Source organism: Listeria tempestatis, assembly GCF_963575625.1.
GTDB classification, from domain to species: domain Bacteria; phylum Bacillota; class Bacilli; order Lactobacillales; family Listeriaceae; genus Listeria; species Listeria tempestatis.
Map to the genome: position 1 here is coordinate 74,356 of NZ_CAUYTK010000008.1, position 15,381 is coordinate 89,736.

General features: G+C 38.9%; 15 protein-coding genes. All 15 read right to left on the reverse strand.

From position 1 onward, the window contains the following. Positions 1-65 precede the first annotated feature (65 nt). The 15 genes from galE to uvrA all read right to left on the reverse strand — a co-directional run bounded on the left by galE (position 66) and on the right by uvrA (position 15,381). Positions 66-1,055, reverse strand: a complete 990-nt coding sequence (galE, locus tag R8923_RS10435; protein WP_485872712.1) for a UDP-glucose 4-epimerase GalE — start codon at positions 1,053-1,055, stop codon at positions 66-68. Between the two features lie 132 nt (positions 1,056-1,187). Then, positions 1,188-1,577, reverse strand: coding sequence for a hypothetical protein (locus tag R8923_RS10440; protein WP_485872713.1), 390 nt, complete (start codon positions 1,575-1,577; stop codon positions 1,188-1,190). 189 nt (positions 1,578-1,766) lie between these two features. Then, on the reverse strand, positions 1,767-2,723 hold the full coding sequence (gene trxB, locus R8923_RS10445) for a thioredoxin-disulfide reductase (RefSeq protein ID WP_485872714.1): 957 nt from the start codon (positions 2,721-2,723) through the stop codon (positions 1,767-1,769). 82 nt (positions 2,724-2,805) lie between these two features. Next, complete coding sequence (locus tag R8923_RS10450; RefSeq protein WP_485872715.1) at positions 2,806-4,269, reverse strand: tetratricopeptide repeat protein; 1,464 nt, start codon at positions 4,267-4,269, stop codon at positions 2,806-2,808. Between the two features lie 200 nt (positions 4,270-4,469). Further along, positions 4,470-5,405 carry a hypothetical protein gene (locus R8923_RS10455; protein ID WP_485872716.1) on the reverse strand — a complete coding sequence of 312 codons (936 nt, stop codon included), beginning with the start codon at positions 5,403-5,405 and terminating at the stop codon, positions 4,470-4,472. Position 5,406: 1 nt separating this feature from the next. Continuing rightward, the gene (locus R8923_RS10460; protein WP_485872717.1) at positions 5,407-6,078 is read right to left on the reverse strand and encodes a hypothetical protein; all 672 of its coding nucleotides are present in this window, start codon (positions 6,076-6,078) and stop codon (positions 5,407-5,409) included. Beyond that, complete coding sequence (locus tag R8923_RS10465; protein ID WP_485872718.1) at positions 6,075-6,569, reverse strand: acyltransferase; 495 nt, start codon at positions 6,567-6,569, stop codon at positions 6,075-6,077. Before R8923_RS10465 ends, R8923_RS10460 begins: the two co-directional genes overlap by 4 nt. Before the next feature lies 1 nt (position 6,570). Continuing rightward, positions 6,571-7,224, reverse strand: coding sequence for a pyrophosphatase PpaX (gene ppaX, locus R8923_RS10470; protein ID WP_485872719.1), 654 nt, complete (start codon positions 7,222-7,224; stop codon positions 6,571-6,573). A 30-nt stretch (positions 7,225-7,254) separates the two neighbouring features. Then, positions 7,255-8,085, reverse strand: a complete 831-nt coding sequence (lgt, locus tag R8923_RS10475; protein ID WP_485872720.1) for a prolipoprotein diacylglyceryl transferase — start codon at positions 8,083-8,085, stop codon at positions 7,255-7,257. A gap of 98 nt (positions 8,086-8,183) precedes the next feature. Continuing rightward, the gene (hprK, locus tag R8923_RS10480; protein ID WP_485872721.1) at positions 8,184-9,119 is read right to left on the reverse strand and encodes an HPr(Ser) kinase/phosphatase; all 936 of its coding nucleotides are present in this window, start codon (positions 9,117-9,119) and stop codon (positions 8,184-8,186) included. 95 nt (positions 9,120-9,214) lie between these two features. After that, positions 9,215-9,571, reverse strand: a complete 357-nt coding sequence (locus tag R8923_RS10485) for a phage holin family protein (RefSeq protein WP_485872722.1) — start codon at positions 9,569-9,571, stop codon at positions 9,215-9,217. Between the two features lie 6 nt (positions 9,572-9,577). Further along, positions 9,578-9,775, reverse strand: coding sequence for a PspC domain-containing protein (locus R8923_RS10490; RefSeq protein WP_485872723.1), 198 nt, complete (start codon positions 9,773-9,775; stop codon positions 9,578-9,580). 31 nt (positions 9,776-9,806) lie between these two features. Continuing rightward, complete coding sequence (locus R8923_RS10495) at positions 9,807-11,021, reverse strand: PspC domain-containing protein (protein WP_485872724.1); 1,215 nt, start codon at positions 11,019-11,021, stop codon at positions 9,807-9,809. Between the two features lie 61 nt (positions 11,022-11,082). Next, positions 11,083-12,330 carry a DUF4097 family beta strand repeat-containing protein gene (locus R8923_RS10500; RefSeq protein ID WP_485872725.1) on the reverse strand — a complete coding sequence of 416 codons (1,248 nt, stop codon included), beginning with the start codon at positions 12,328-12,330 and terminating at the stop codon, positions 11,083-11,085. A gap of 183 nt (positions 12,331-12,513) precedes the next feature. Then, positions 12,514-15,381, reverse strand: coding sequence for an excinuclease ABC subunit UvrA (uvrA, locus tag R8923_RS10505; RefSeq protein ID WP_485872726.1), 2,868 nt, complete (start codon positions 15,379-15,381; stop codon positions 12,514-12,516).

Here is a 15,381-nt window from a genome sequence, read left to right on the forward strand (position 1 = left end):
TTGCCCCTCCTAGTCGTTTAACATGCAAACTGACGACAATTCAAGTCGCCAGTTTCAACACTATTTTATTCTTCATACCCGTTTGGATGGCTTACATGCCATTTCCACGCAGTTTCAATAATTTCTTCCATATCTGTATGTTTTGGCGTCCAACCAAGAATTTGGCGAGCTTTCTCACTTGAAGCAATAAGAGTACTAGGGTCACCCGCACGGCGCGGCCCAATTGCAGCCGGAATTTCCTTACCCGTTACACGTCTAGCTACATCAAGCATTTCCTTCACAGAAAAACCGTTACTACTACCTAAATTGAAAATATTACTCGCACCGCCATTTTTCAAATACTCCAGCGCCAAAATATGCGCATCAACTAAATCCACCACATGCACATAATCGCGCACACAAGTACCATCTTCCGTCTGATAGTCATCCCCGTAGATTGATAGTTCCGCACGCTGGCCTAAAGCCACTTGTAAAATAATCGGAACTAAATGTGACTCAGGATTGTGGTCCTCGCCAATCGAGCCATCTTCTTTCGCTCCAGCAACGTTAAAATACCTTAGCGACACGTAACGTAACTCATGAGCCAAGTCACACCAGTGCATCATTTTTTCCATAATAAGCTTTGTATCCCCGTATGTGCTTTCTGGATTCGTTGGCATATCTTCTGTAATCGGTACGCGCTCTGGCTCCCCGTATGTTGCAGCTGAGGACGAGAAAACGATGTGACAAACGCCGAACTCCTCCATCACTTCGAGAAGAACTTGCGTCCCGTAAACATTATTATTTAAATAAACAAGTGGAATTTGCATTGATTCCCCAACAAGCGAGTTTGCTGCGAAGTGAATCACACCCTCAATTTCCTCTTTTTTAAAAACACTTTGTAAAAAAACTTTATCCCGAATATCACCTTTATAGAAAGTCGCCTGGTCATTTAAAGACGCCAGATGCCCCGTCTGTAAATTATCAACTACGACCACTTTATAGCCTTTTGCTAGTAAACCATCTACTGCATGAGAGCCAATATATCCAGCTCCACCTAAAACTAAAATACTCATCTCTCTCCTCCTCGTAAGTACTAACCTTCTTTCCATTTTACAACAGTTCCAAGCAATCGTCACCCATTCCATGAAAAATTTAACACTTTCTTCATAAATAAAAAACCCCCTCCAAAAGAAGGGGGCCCCGCATTATTCCATCACAGTCGAAAGTTCCCGGTAATGCGCTTCATTTTCACATTGCGGTAACGTCTTCACTAAAAGGTCCTGACTTTCAAAAATAATCCCATCAAATTCAGCATTCGATAAATAAAAAGCACTCATATGCGAAAAATAAACGAATTGCAACATATTTTCATATTCCGGCACATCTTTTATTTTCAAAATTTTCCGAACAAAAAAGTTTACCAGAGTATCGCCAGTTTTCACATACCAAGGAATACGGATAAGATTCACATCTAAATCCTGATGCCTCTTAGACCATTCTTCTGCAGCCTCATTCCAAACCGTAAAAACAACCGTTTTTCCGTCCACAGCTTTAACTTTAGTAGCATCAATCGTAATAATCGCAATTTGTTTCATGAAAATTACTTCCTTTCATCTGGCTTTACTAAAAAGATAACATAGATTTACTTAGAATTATATCTAAATAGCTATTTCCGCATTTATAAAACTATAATCAAAGTTTACAACTCCCGCAAAATCACCATTTTCTATACACATTTATTTCCAAAAATAAGGAGATTGCAGTCGCTACAATCTCCTAAAATATTATTCATTTACCGCTTCAAGCGATTCTTTTAATTCTTCCACAAATTTTTGTGCGTTTTGCCCAGCTAAACCACCATCACCCGTTGCCGTCACAATTTGGCGTAAGCTTTTGACGCGAACATCTCCAGCAGCGAAAATACCCGGAATAGTCGTTTCCATTTCTTCATTTGTATAAATATAACCTTCATCATCAGTAATGCCTAGGTCACGAAATGCGCTTGTTAGTGGTACAAGTCCAACATAGATGAAGACGCCATCAGCTTCTAAATCACGTTTAGAGCCGTCTTTTGTGGATACTAATCGTACGCCAGTCACTTTTTTGTCATCACCAACAATCTCTTCCACTGTGGCATCCCATACAAAATCTACTTTTTCATTTTTAAACGCGCGGTCTTGCAGGATTTGTTGTGCACGCAATTTATCGCGGCGATGCACAATAGTTACTTTGTCCGCATAACGCGTCAAGTAAGTGCCTTCTTCAACCGCTGAATCGCCACCGCCAACAACAATTAAATCACGATTTTTGAAAAAAGCTCCATCACAAACCGCACAATATGACACGCCTCGGCCGCTTAGCTCATCCTCACCCGTCACACCAAGTTTCCGATGTTCGGCACCAGTCGCGATAATAACCGCACGGGCTTTATAGCTTTTTGAACCAGCAGTTACCAGTTTGTACTCTTTAAAATCTTCAATGCCTTTAATATCACCGTAAGCATATTCTGCGCCAAACTGTTTCGCTCCCGTAAACATTTTATCTGATAAATCAGGACCTAAAATGCTATCAAAACCCGGGTAGTTTTCCACATCTGCCGTATTTACCATTTGCCCACCAGGCACACCACGTTCAATCATCAATGTATCTAAATCAGCACGGGAAGTATAAAGCGCTGCTGTCATACCAGCAGGTCCAGCGCCAATAATAATAACGTCATAAATTCTTTCTTCACTTACCATTTTACATCCTCCTAAGGTTACGCATTAAAGTCTACACCTAGCTTAATACGAAATAGTAAGTTCGTCTATATATATGCTCACACTACTCGAACAAATCAATATCTTGTATATTTTGGTCTAAAGACGCTTGTTTCATTTGCGACTTGCTACCAAAACGGGCGACGAAGCTTGATAAAACAGCTTTCATTTCGTATTCTGGCAAGAGGATTTGTTTTTCCGTAATCTGCCAAATAGTTTTTACAAAACGCATATAAAGCGCTAAATTTTCATCTGAAAGAGGTAGGTTTGCGTTTTTTAGCTCTTCGAAAAGTTCAACCATATAGCGACTATTTTGCTCAGGAATGCCATCTGCCAGGAAGACAAATTGTGTGAAAACAAGGTGTTCCTCATATGTCCAATTTGTCATTTCAAACAGCGGGTGAAAAAGCACAAGTTCCGCGCGCGCAGGCGAAATTGAGAGCGCGTAAACGCCAAGATAGTGTAGCGTACGCTCTTTTGAAGCCAGAAGTCGCAACACATTTGGAACGTCTGCTACAAATTCATTTTCCCTTTCATCAAACGGAAAATCTTCCTTTTCATATACGTCACAGTTTAAAAATTGCGTCCACATTTCACGCGCAAATTCAACATTCCCAAGGTAAAAAGCCGTTTTTGCTCGGTAATAATAAAATTTCGGCCGTTCAGTTACCTCTAAATCAACAATATCGCCTAAAAATGAGTCCGCCGTTTTATATGCTCCCATCATCGCATGAACATACCCCAGCCGTTCTCGGTGGTGTGTCAAAATTGGTACAATTTTCATAAGCTCCGCATACAGCTTTTGAACTTCTTCCTCATTTGCCTTAAAGTAATGGTACATAAACAAATCGATACGTCCTAGCAGATTGCCGCTCGAGCGCTCCAATAAATCATACAGAACCTTAAGCCCTTCCTCTTCGCGTAGCTGCTCAAAATAAAGCGCCGCCAGTTGGTTATAAGCTGGCCAAAAATTCGGTTTCTCATCAATCACTCGCTCTAAAACGCGACAAGCCGAAACACTGTCTTCCTCCGCTAAATAGCGATTGATTTCTTTTTTATATTCATAAAATTCCTGTTCCACTTTAATAAATTTATTTTCAAGGTTTTGTCCGATTGGCGTTTCTTCCAGTAACACGTCCATTAAGTCGTTCGCTTCCTCCACATATTCACCTTCCGGATCCTCCGCCACATAGCGCTTAGCGTACTGAAGCGCCCGTTTAAAGTCCTTCAAATAAGCAAAATTGTTTGCAATAAAGTAGTAGCAATAGTGCATGTTTCCATCTAAATTTTCTAAAACATATCGTAAAAGCTGGTTTGACTTATGAAATTGTCCAATTTCCGTATAACAGATGGCAAGCTGGCAAATGATAACCGGTTCAAATGGTTCCAAATCACGCGCACGCTCTAAATAGCCTATCGCTTCCGTTATTTTCTCCTCACGAAAAGCCATAATCCCTCGTTCAAAATAAAACTGTCCGTTTGGGAGAAAGTGAATCACTTTCGGTTCCCGAAACCGTTTTTCCGTCATTTTTTCTCCCCTCCATTTCGTTTATTTAGTATATCATAGTTCCGAATTCCGTCAATCCGTCCATGCAAATGGATATAACACAAAAATCATCATTAATCATGTTAACCAAAAGTAAAAGAACTAAAATCACTTTAAAGTTCCATTACTAAAAAATGGATTCAGTGCGATTTTAGTTCTTTTTAATCATATCCAGAATCTTTCTATAGAACCTCTACTTCCCCAGAAAGAACCCTTTCTACAATTGAATTATGTAATATACCAATAAAGGTTTTCTTATTTATCGAGTTCACTTCAATAAATTTCCCCTTATCATCGAACTTTATACGTAACTCTTCAGGAAGTTTCCACATTGCCTGTTTTATTTTTTTTATTGGAAAACTTTTTTTTGAATCGTAAATACCTAGTCTTGTAGTCAATCTTTTACTTTCTAAAACCTCATTTTTTATATTTGAGAGATTACAAAAAGTGACCCTATACTCTTCAACACCTACAGTCAACTCCCCACTTTCAAAAAGCTCTAGATTTTGAATCGCCTTCTTTTTCTTTCTTTCAAATGTCCCTATTATTGATTCAAAATCATCATTATTGATTACACACAACCTTTGACTAAGTTTATTAAATATTGCACAAACAGTTGTAGGGAATGGAACTCCCATATTTATATCATGTACCACATTTTGATTTCCTGTTGATAGTTTTTTAAAGAATCCGAACTCCATCAAACGTTTTTTCCGAATTATTCCTCGTGTTTTTATTGGCAAAAAAATTATAGCATCCTCTGATTCTATCATCAAAAATTTAGGCGTTTCTTTCGTTTCATCGATTTCAACTTTTCCACTTCTACCAAATGAAATTACTGGATTATCTAGGCTTAAGCATCTATCCTCCAAAATTTTTTCTGCAAACATATCTAGAAAATGGTCCTTAGTAATTTTTTCCAAATCAATATAATATCCTTCTTCTAAAAGCAGCGCATCTGATCGGAATTCACCGAAATTTTGAAAGTCAATTGGTATAGCTCCCTCATCATATAATGTATCGACAATACCTTCATAAAATTCCTTATCATTTGGCAACAACAGTATTCTATCCAGCCTATTGTTTCTAAAAATTCCTACCCATACTTTTTCAGCCATCTTATTCCTGCCCCTTTTTGTAAATGTATGTATGGCACATTTCAGAATCTCCAATTCGTACAAGCTTAATTTTTTCCCTCGATAGCCTTAACTTCCCATTGATTGTTAGTATGAAGCTTCCTTCATGAAGTTGGTATACATCAATTCCCATCATTATCATTGGAACATTAAAAAACACACTATGACTTTTCAACATAAGAACTAATAACACTAATTGTAGCAAAGTAAACACAATCAATGTATACGCCACGCTGTTTTCAAAAATAATTATAGATGGTAAAATAATGCCCACCAAAAATGTTACAGCACCATTATTTCTACTAGAAATTTGACTTCTTTCGTTTATTAGTTTTTCAACTTCGGCACTTTTATCCTCATTGTACCTATTAGTCATGAGAAATTTAATAAACCACACCATAAAAATACTAACCATGAATATAACAATAAGTATTATACCAAAAAAATAAATATTGATATTTTTTTTTAGATAAAGTTGAATATCTAACAAAATATATGCAGGCATCATCGCTGTTAAAAAATATAATATTCTAAAAAGAAAATTAGTTCCCTCAAAAATTTTAAGTCCCTCCCCATCATACAGTAGCACATTCGCTTTTTCAAATGATATTATATATAATTTTCTGTTTTTTGTCCTTGTCCGATTCTCACTCAAGAATCGGATTTTTCTTTAATCCTAATAGGATTCCCAAATGCTACGCTATCAGCTGGAATATCCTTTGAAACAACAGCGCCCGCACCAATTACAGCACGGTCACCAATTTCAACGCCCGGTAGAATAATAACACCTGCGCCAATCATTACGTCGTCACCAATTTTAACGGCACCCACACGGTACTCATTCACCAAATATTCGTGCGTCAAAATCGTGGTTTGATAACCAATAACCGAATTTTTACCAATCATAATCTTTTCTGGGAAAAATAAATCAAATGTTACTTTAAACGCAATGGCCGTTTTGTCACCAACCTTCATGCCTAACAGTTTGCGATACAAATTGCGTTTGCCTCCCATCCAAGGGAAGTAACGCGCAAATTCGATGACTAGCGTGTTTTTAAAGGTGCGCCAAAACGAGACCGTCTTATACACGTGGTTGAGCGGGTTTTCGTTCGGAATTTTTGGCTCGTAACGCTTATAGTTTCGCATATTAAGCCTCGGTATGCACGATTTCAAGTAAATCGCCCATCGTTTTTAACATATAGTCTGGCTCAAACTGTGTTAAGTAATCTGGACCTTTAATGCACCACGAAACGGCTGCCGTCTTGGTACCTGCGTTTTTCCCCGCATAAATGTCGTGAAAATTATCGCCAACCATTATGGCCTCGCTAGCTTCTGAACCGAGTAGTGCAAGGGCCATTTCAATGCCTTCCGGGTCTGGCTTCGCTTCTTTTACTTGATCGAGCCCAATGACGACCTGAAAATATTTATCAAGACCCGTGAGTTTTAGGCCTTTCATGATCACATCATACATTTTTGTAGAGACGACCGCGAGCTTGTAATCTTCCTCGTAGAGCGCACGAATCGCCTCGTAAACGCCGTCATACTCTAAAACAAGGTCATCATGATGCGCAATATTAAACTCACGATAAAACGCAATCATTTCCTCCACCCGCTCTGGCGCTAAGTTTGCGAACGTTTCCGTAAGAGGTGGTCCGATAAATTGTAAAATTTCTTCTCTTGAAAAGCTTCTTTCTGGTAAAAATTCCGCCAATGTTTTCTTAAACGTTTCGATGATGAGTTCGTTCGTATTAATTAACGTTCCATCCAAATCAAAAAGCAAAGTCGTCATTTTTTTCGTCATAAATTCAACCTTTCCTTGCCAAAGCAAAGCTTATTTTTGGGGCACATCCCCGTATTTGTCCGCTAAATAATAAGGTGGGTTTAGTTTGATTCGTCTGTAAATGATTAGACCGATAGACACAACAATTAAAATCACAGCGAGTACTTGTGATACTCTCATATCGCCCCACATCAAACTATCCGTACGCATCCCTTCGATAAAGAAGCGTCCAAAAGAATACCAGATTACATAACCCAAAAACAGCTCCCCGCGGCGAATCTTCGTCCGGCGTAAAACAAGAAGCACAATAAACCCAAGCACATTCCATAAACTTTCATAAAGAAAAGTGGGTTGATAATAAGCACCGTCTATGTACATTTGGTTAATAATAAAGTCTGGTAAATGTAAACTTTCCAAGAAACTTCGCGTTGTCTCTGCCCCGTGTGCCTCCTGGTTCATGAAATTTCCCCAACGTCCAATCGCTTGAGCAATCAGTAAACTTGGAGCTGCAATATCTGCTAGTTGGAAAAAGGAGATTTTCTTGATACGCGAGAATATGATAGCCGTACCGACCGCCCCAATAAGCGCCCCGTAAATTGCAATCCCGCCGTGCCAAATTTTAATAATCTCACTTGGGTTGTCCTTATAAAAATCCCACTGAAAGATTACATAATAAATACGGGCGCAAATAATTGAAATTGGAATCGCCCAAATTAATAAGTCTACAAATATTTCTTTATCAAAATGACGTTTAGTCGCCTCTCTAAGTGCTAATAGTAGCGCCACAACGACACCTATTGCAATAATCACCCCATACCATTTGATGGAGAAATTCCCAATTTGGATGGCCACCGGATCAAGCGGTGTAATTTGATTTTCCATTCTGAACCCACTTTCTTTTCTTCAATTTCATTATTCAATTCTACCTTTTCTAACACAAAAAAGAAAGTTGCTTGACTAAAATTGCCAAGCCCCTTTCATTAATCGTTCATGCTATTTTGGTTAATCAAATTGTTTAAGTCACTTGTGAAGCGTTCCGCCGCATTGTATCCCATGTTTTTCAAGCGGAAATTCATTGCTGCCACTTCAATGATAACAGATAAATTTCGACCTGGCCGAACTGGAACTGTAATTTTCGGAACGTCCATATCGAAAATTTTCGTTTTCTCCTCGTCCAGCCCAACTCTGTCATAATGTTTCGTTGGATCCCAGTTTTCAAGGTGCACAACAAGTGTAATTTTCTTGCTTGAGCGAACAGCTCCTGCTCCGAAAAGTGTCATTACATTAATAATTCCCAAACCACGAATTTCAAGTAGATGCTCAATAATTGCTGGCGAAGAGCCAATTAAGGATAATTCATCCTCCTGACGGATTTCAACATTATCGTCAGCCACTAACCGGTGCCCACGTTTCACAAGCTCAAGCGCAGTTTCACTTTTCCCAACACCGCTACTTCCAGTAATTAAAACCCCGAGGCCATAAATATCAACAAGCACCCCGTGCATTGAAATAACTGGCGCCAATTTACTTTCCAAAAAGTTGGTTATATAAACAGAAAGACGCGTCGTTTTGAGTCTCGAGCGGAGTACTGGAATTCCAGCTTCGCTAGCCGCCTGAATGAGCTCTTTTGGTGTTTCTAAATTTCTGGAAACAACAAAAGCTGGCGTTCGCTTCGTGCACATTTGCTTATAACGTTTTAAACGTTCTCCTGGTTCCATTCCTTCCGAAAACGAAATTTCCGTCATACCGAAAAGTTGCACACGATCTTCTGGGTAATAAGAAAAGAAACCCGTTAACTCAAGACCAGGCCTTGATAAATCACTCGTTAAGATGGGCCGCTCCAAACCTTCTTCGCCGCAAATCAGCTGTAAGTTTAGCCGCTCCACTAACTCCTTTACCGTCACGCTTTTTGTCATGTAAGTCCCTCCACTACGGTTTTTTCTTTTATTTTACCATGTATCACAAGATTCGAATAGCACAAACAAAAAGTTATGAGCAGTTGCTCATAACTTCATTGCCGATTCTTATTGTCAAACAGAACCGAATTAATAATCATATTGGCAAAAGCCATAATTGCCGCTAAAATTAGGGCTGTTCCGAAACCATCAATATTGAAAGAGCTTCCCATAAAGTAAGTTGTAAGCTCTAACATTAGCGCGTTGACGACAAAAGTAAAGAGTCCAAGCGTTAAAATATTAATCGGCAATGTTAATAGTAGCAAAATCGGTCGAATGAGCATATTCAAAATTGCTAAAATAAAGCTCGCTAGTATTGCCGTAGTAAAACCATCTACATGAAAACTAGAAAAGAAACCTGATAAAGCTACAAACAGTACTGCATTAATTAAAACACCTATTATAAAACGCAAATTCTATCACTCCCACTCTGTGCTTGGAGCTTTCGGCATTACAATTGCTGCAATAATGTAAAGTAAAATTCCCGTGCCAGCGAATAATGAGATAACCGCCCAAGCTAGGCGAATCCATGTGACTTCAAAACCAAAGTACTCCGCAAATCCACCACATACACCAGCCAACATTTTTTGATTATTAGACTTCGTTAATTTTTTCATTTTCTTTCCCTCCTGGTTAAAAGTATTTTTCTTATTTTGCTTCTTGCTGTTCAAGTTCCGTTACTTTAATAATACCCGCATTTACATTAGCCTGAATCGTACCCGTACTAATTTCTTCCGCATTTTGCGTAAAGACAAACGTCTGATTTGAATTGTCCCAAACCTTTGCATTTTTCAAATCGAAATAAATTTTCTCGCGTCTAGTCCCAAGCGTTCCGTCCACATTCCACGATGCGGGAATTTGGATGCGAATATCTCCATTTGGCGCTTTTAAATCAGCCGCCGTGGCAGTGTCATTGTAAACCGTATAATCCACATCGCCATTAGCCGTTTTAGCAACCGTTGTAAGTAAGTTCCCAGCAATTGAGACATCACCTTTTTGCGTTGCTAAATCAATGTTTTCAACATTAGCGCGTTTAAAGAAAATTTCACCATCTGTTACTTCGGCACTTAAAAATTTCCCACTCGCTCCAGTAGATCTTACATCACCATGACGTACTTTTAAAATTGCATCTTCAGCTGAAATATCATCAAATTTCAAGTTTCCGTTAAGTAACTGTATTTTCATTTGTTCATAAAGCCGTTTTGGCACTGTTAGCACAACATCTGTTTTTAACACTTCATTTTTAGATTCAAATGTAAATTGCTCTGGTGTGATTTCAAGCATAGTTTGACTGAAAAAGTAATCCCATAATTTATCTTCACTTAATTGACGAATCGAACGCGCCTTTTCATGTACGGCGAGCACAACTCGCACTTTTAATTCATCTTTTTCCCAAACACGAAGCGTCACATCACCTGTTGCAATTTGAACTTTTAATCCTTTAAATGTGGTAGCATCGAAACTAAATTCACGGGAAGGTCTTGGTCGTTTTCCCAAATGATTTTTTTCCATATGTTGCATTCTTACATTTTCATGATGCATCTTATGTTTCATATGTGCTTCTTGATGGCGTTCCATACGATCGATATGTCGATTTCTGCGTCCTTCCATGCGACGTCTTTTCTCATCAACACGTCTACGATGATGCTCAAGCACCTCTTCATTTGTCATGTTTTCAGAAGGAATCACAAACAGGGCAATAATATAAGCAATGATTGCGATACCCGTTTTCATCGTAAAAACAGCGACAACAATGAAAATCAGACGCAGAATCGTTGCATCTATACCAGTGTATTCAGAAATACCACCAAAAACACCGCCGATTTTACGATCAACACGAGATCTTCTTAGTTTTTTGTCCATACTATGCGCTTCCTTTCAAAATAATCTTTCAAGAGTCTTCGCTACGTGGCGAAGACTCGTTTTACTTAGATTCACGAATTTTAACACTACCTGTAGTTGCTTCTGCTTCAATTTTAAGCGCATCACCCATAGAAGGTTTTGTGAAAATCATAGTTTTACTAACTGATTCAGATTTTGAATCCAACACTTTAGCATCTTTCACCTCTAATAGTAATTTACCAAGGTTCGTATGAAGACGACCATCCAGTCCTAATTCTCTTGGTACAGTGATTTCAAGGTTTCCAGCACCTGTTTTTGCTTTTAAGAATGCAGCCTCTTCATTTTGCAAGTGATAATTAATATTTCCATTTTTAGTCATTAAATTAGTAGAATAGAAACTACCTTTTACCGAAACGTTGCCGTTAAAAGTTTTCAAAGATACATCTCGCACATTACCATTTTGTACGCGAACATTCCCATTAATTGACTCGATTTCTGCCAGTGTCGCTTGAATGGTGCCAACACTAATATTTCCATTTGTTGTTTTCGCAAATAAATCGCGACCAGCTAGTTCATCAATATGGAAGTTACCATTTAAAATTTTCACCGAAACATAATCATATTCACGACGCGGCAAGTATACCGTCAAATTCGTTACAATTTGTTTTGATTTTGATTCAAAGCGAAGCGTTTCTTCATCAACACGAAGCGTTGTGCGGTCAAAGAAGATTTTCATTGCTTCTTCCTCTGGATACTCTTTAAATAGTTTAATCATCGCATGTACACGAATATCATCATTGTCAGACGGTTTAAATTCAATATTGCCGTTTGCCACTTCAAATTCTAAAATCGAAAGTGTTGTATCATGATAAACAAATTCACGTTCAATTTTTGTTGAAGTTAAAAATGGAAATGGCATATCTTTCACTTGATTAAACGCACTGCTTAAAAATGAGCCAATCTTTTCGCCAGCTTGTGATAAATCATTCATCACATTTTTCATGGATTCTTCACGTTTTTCTTTCTCAATACGAGCACGTTCCGCATCTTTTGCTTTTTGCTCTGGACGCTCTCTACGTGGTTTTTTGGCTTCCCCGCCGCGATACGGATTTCCCGCTGTATTCCACCCTTGCGAGTAGTCATAGCCTTGTTCCTCTTCGTCCTCAAATGTTTCTTCATATGAAGTTCTACGTTCTGCTTGACGAATATTTTCAGAAGCTGCGGATTTTCCTTCTTTTTTTGAAATATTTTCAAGTAATGTTAATGCTTCTTCCGTTGAAATAACACCTTGTTTCACGAGTTCTAAAATGCGTTTGCGTTCATTTTCCATTCCAGTTCCTCCTAAAAATATATTTAAGTATTGTCATTAAATTCATAGGTTAATTAACTATATGTTCATTATGAAGGATTACTCGTCATCTGTCATACAACTTAAGAACGATTCTTTCTTTGGACTTTTGGGGAAAAGGAAAAGCCTGATGAGAATATTTCCTCCCAATCAGGCTTTTAAGCTTTATTTCTGCGCATTTTCAATCCAGTTTTTCGTTCGTTTTTTATCACGTTCAAGAATCCGTTTCAAATATTTACCAGTATATGATTTTTTTGAACGTGCGACTTTTTCGGGTGTACCCGTTGCAATAATTTGACCGCCACCGTCGCCACCTTCTGGACCTAAGTCAATTAAATAGTCAGCTTGCTTAATAACATCTAAGTTGTGTTCGATAACTAAAACGGTATCGCCATTCTCATCAACTAGGCGCTGTAGCACTTTCAATAACCGACTAATATCATCAGCATGTAAACCAGTCGTCGGCTCATCTAAAATATAAAATGATTTTCCGTTACTTCGTTTGTGGAGCTCAGAGGCAAGTTTAACCCGCTGTGCCTCACCGCCTGATAAAGTTGTGGCAGGTTGCCCAAGACGGATGTAACCTAAACCGACATCGACAATCGTCTGTAATTTGCGCGCAATTTTAGGTTGATTTTTGAAGAATTCCAAGCCTTCTTCAACTGTCATCTCCAAAACTTCTGCAATATTTTTACCTTTATAGCGAATATCTAACGTTTCGCCGTTGTAGCGTTTCCCAGAACAAACCTCACATGGTACATAAACATCTGGCAAAAAGTGCATTTCAATTTTAATGATACCGTCGCCCTTACAAGCTTCACAACGACCACCCTTTACGTTAAAACTAAAACGACCTTTTTTGTACCCGCGTACTTTCGCCTCATTTGTAGAGGCAAATAAGTCACGAATATCATCAAATGCGCCCGTATAAGTCGCCGGATTCGAGCGGGGCGTCCGCCCAATTGGAGACTGATCAATATCAATAATTTTCTCCAAGTGCTCAATCCCTTTAATTTCCTTATGCGCGCCAGGTTTTGCATTTGCCCGGTTTAACTTACGCGACAACGCTTTTCGCAATACTTCATTTACAAGAGAGCTTTTCCCAGAACCAGAAACGCCCGTTACACAGGTGAATGTTCCAAGCGGGATATCTGCACTAACATTTTTTAAATTATTCGCCTTGGCGCCAATAATCTCAATTTTATTGCCATTTCCATCACGACGAGAACTAGGTACCGAAATAAATTTTTCCCCAGATAGATATTGACCTGTTATTGAATTTTTATCTTTTGCAACCTCTTCAGGCGTTCCAGCGGCCACAATTTGCCCTCCATGTTCACCAGCGCCTGGTCCAATATCAATCAGATAATCTGCGGCCATCATGGTATCTTCGTCATGTTCCACGACAATTAGCGTATTCCCAATATCACGCATATTTTGTAGCGTTTCAACTAGTCGGTCATTATCACGTTGGTGCAAACCAATTGATGGCTCATCTAAAATATATAGCACTCCCGTTAGTCGCGAACCAATTTGTGTCGCTAGCCTAATTCGCTGAGCCTCTCCGCCTGAAAGCGTTCCAGCAGCTCGACTAAGTGTTAAATAATTTAAACCAACATTATTTAAAAAGCCAAGACGGCCTCGTACTTCTTTCAAAATTGGTGCTGCGATTTGACTTTCTTTTTCCGAAAGAACAAGCTCTGAAAAGAATTTCAAGCCTTCCGTCACAGAAAAATTACTAATTTCACCCAAATGTTTCCCTTCAATTTTTACTGCTCGGGCTTCTTCCTTCAAGCGATAGCCATGACACGTTGGGCAAGGTAAGTCCGTCATATACTGTGCCATCTGTTCACGCGTAAAGTCCGAATTCGTTTCGCGGTAACGTCTTTCCACGTTTGGTAAAATTCCTTCAAACGGCATCCACGTTTCCCTTGTCATGCCAAAATCATTTTGATATTTAAAGAAAAACTCCTGGTCACCTGAACCATTTAAAATAATTTTCTGCTCTTCTTTCGAAAGCTTTTCAAAAGGCTTAGTCATATCAATTCCAAATTCCTCACAAGCTGATTCCAACATTTGCGGATAGTACTGCGAACTAATTGGTCGCCAAGGTACAATTGCCCCGTCTTTTAAAGAAAGTGAGGCATCTGGAATGACCGTGTCGACATCCACTTCTAATTTCGTGCCTAAACCATCACATGTCGGACACGCCCCGAATGGACTATTAAAAGAAAACATCCGCGGTTCAAGTTCCCCAACTGTAAAGCCACAATAAGGACAGGCATAGTGTTCGCTAAATAGCAATTCTTTTTCGCCCATAACGTCAACAACCGCATAACCATCTGCTAATCGAAGTGCCGATTCCAATGAATCATACAAGCGGGATTGAATACCTTCTTTAATGACAATTCGGTCAACAATAATTTCAATAGAATGTTTTTTGTTTTTTTCAATTGTAATATCATCATTAATGTCATAAATTTCCCCGTCAACTCGAATACGAACATAACCTTGCTTTTTAACTTCTTCTAGCGTTTTTTTGTGTGTGCCTTTTTTGCCAGAAACAATGGGTGCCATTACTTGAAGACGTGTTTTTTCTGGATATTCTAAAACGCGCTCTACCATTTGTTCAATTGTTTGTGATGTGATTTCAATGCCATGGTTTGGACAAATTGGATGCCCGACACGTGCATAAAGCAATCTGAGATAGTCATGAATTTCCGTTACGGTTCCGACTGTGGACCTTGGATTACGACTTGTTGTTTTTTGATCGATAGAAATTGCAGGACTAAGTCCTTCAATTAAATCTACATCAGGCTTATCCATCTGCCCTAAAAACTGGCGTGCATAAGCAGAAAGCGACTCCACATAGCGGCGCTGTCCTTCCGCATAGACAGTGTCAAAAGCTAAGGAAGATTTCCCTGATCCTGATAGCCCCGTCATAACAACTAATTTATCACGTGGGATTTCAACGTCAATATTTTTTAAGTTATGGGCTCTTGCCCCTTGAATGATAATTTTATCTTTATTCAA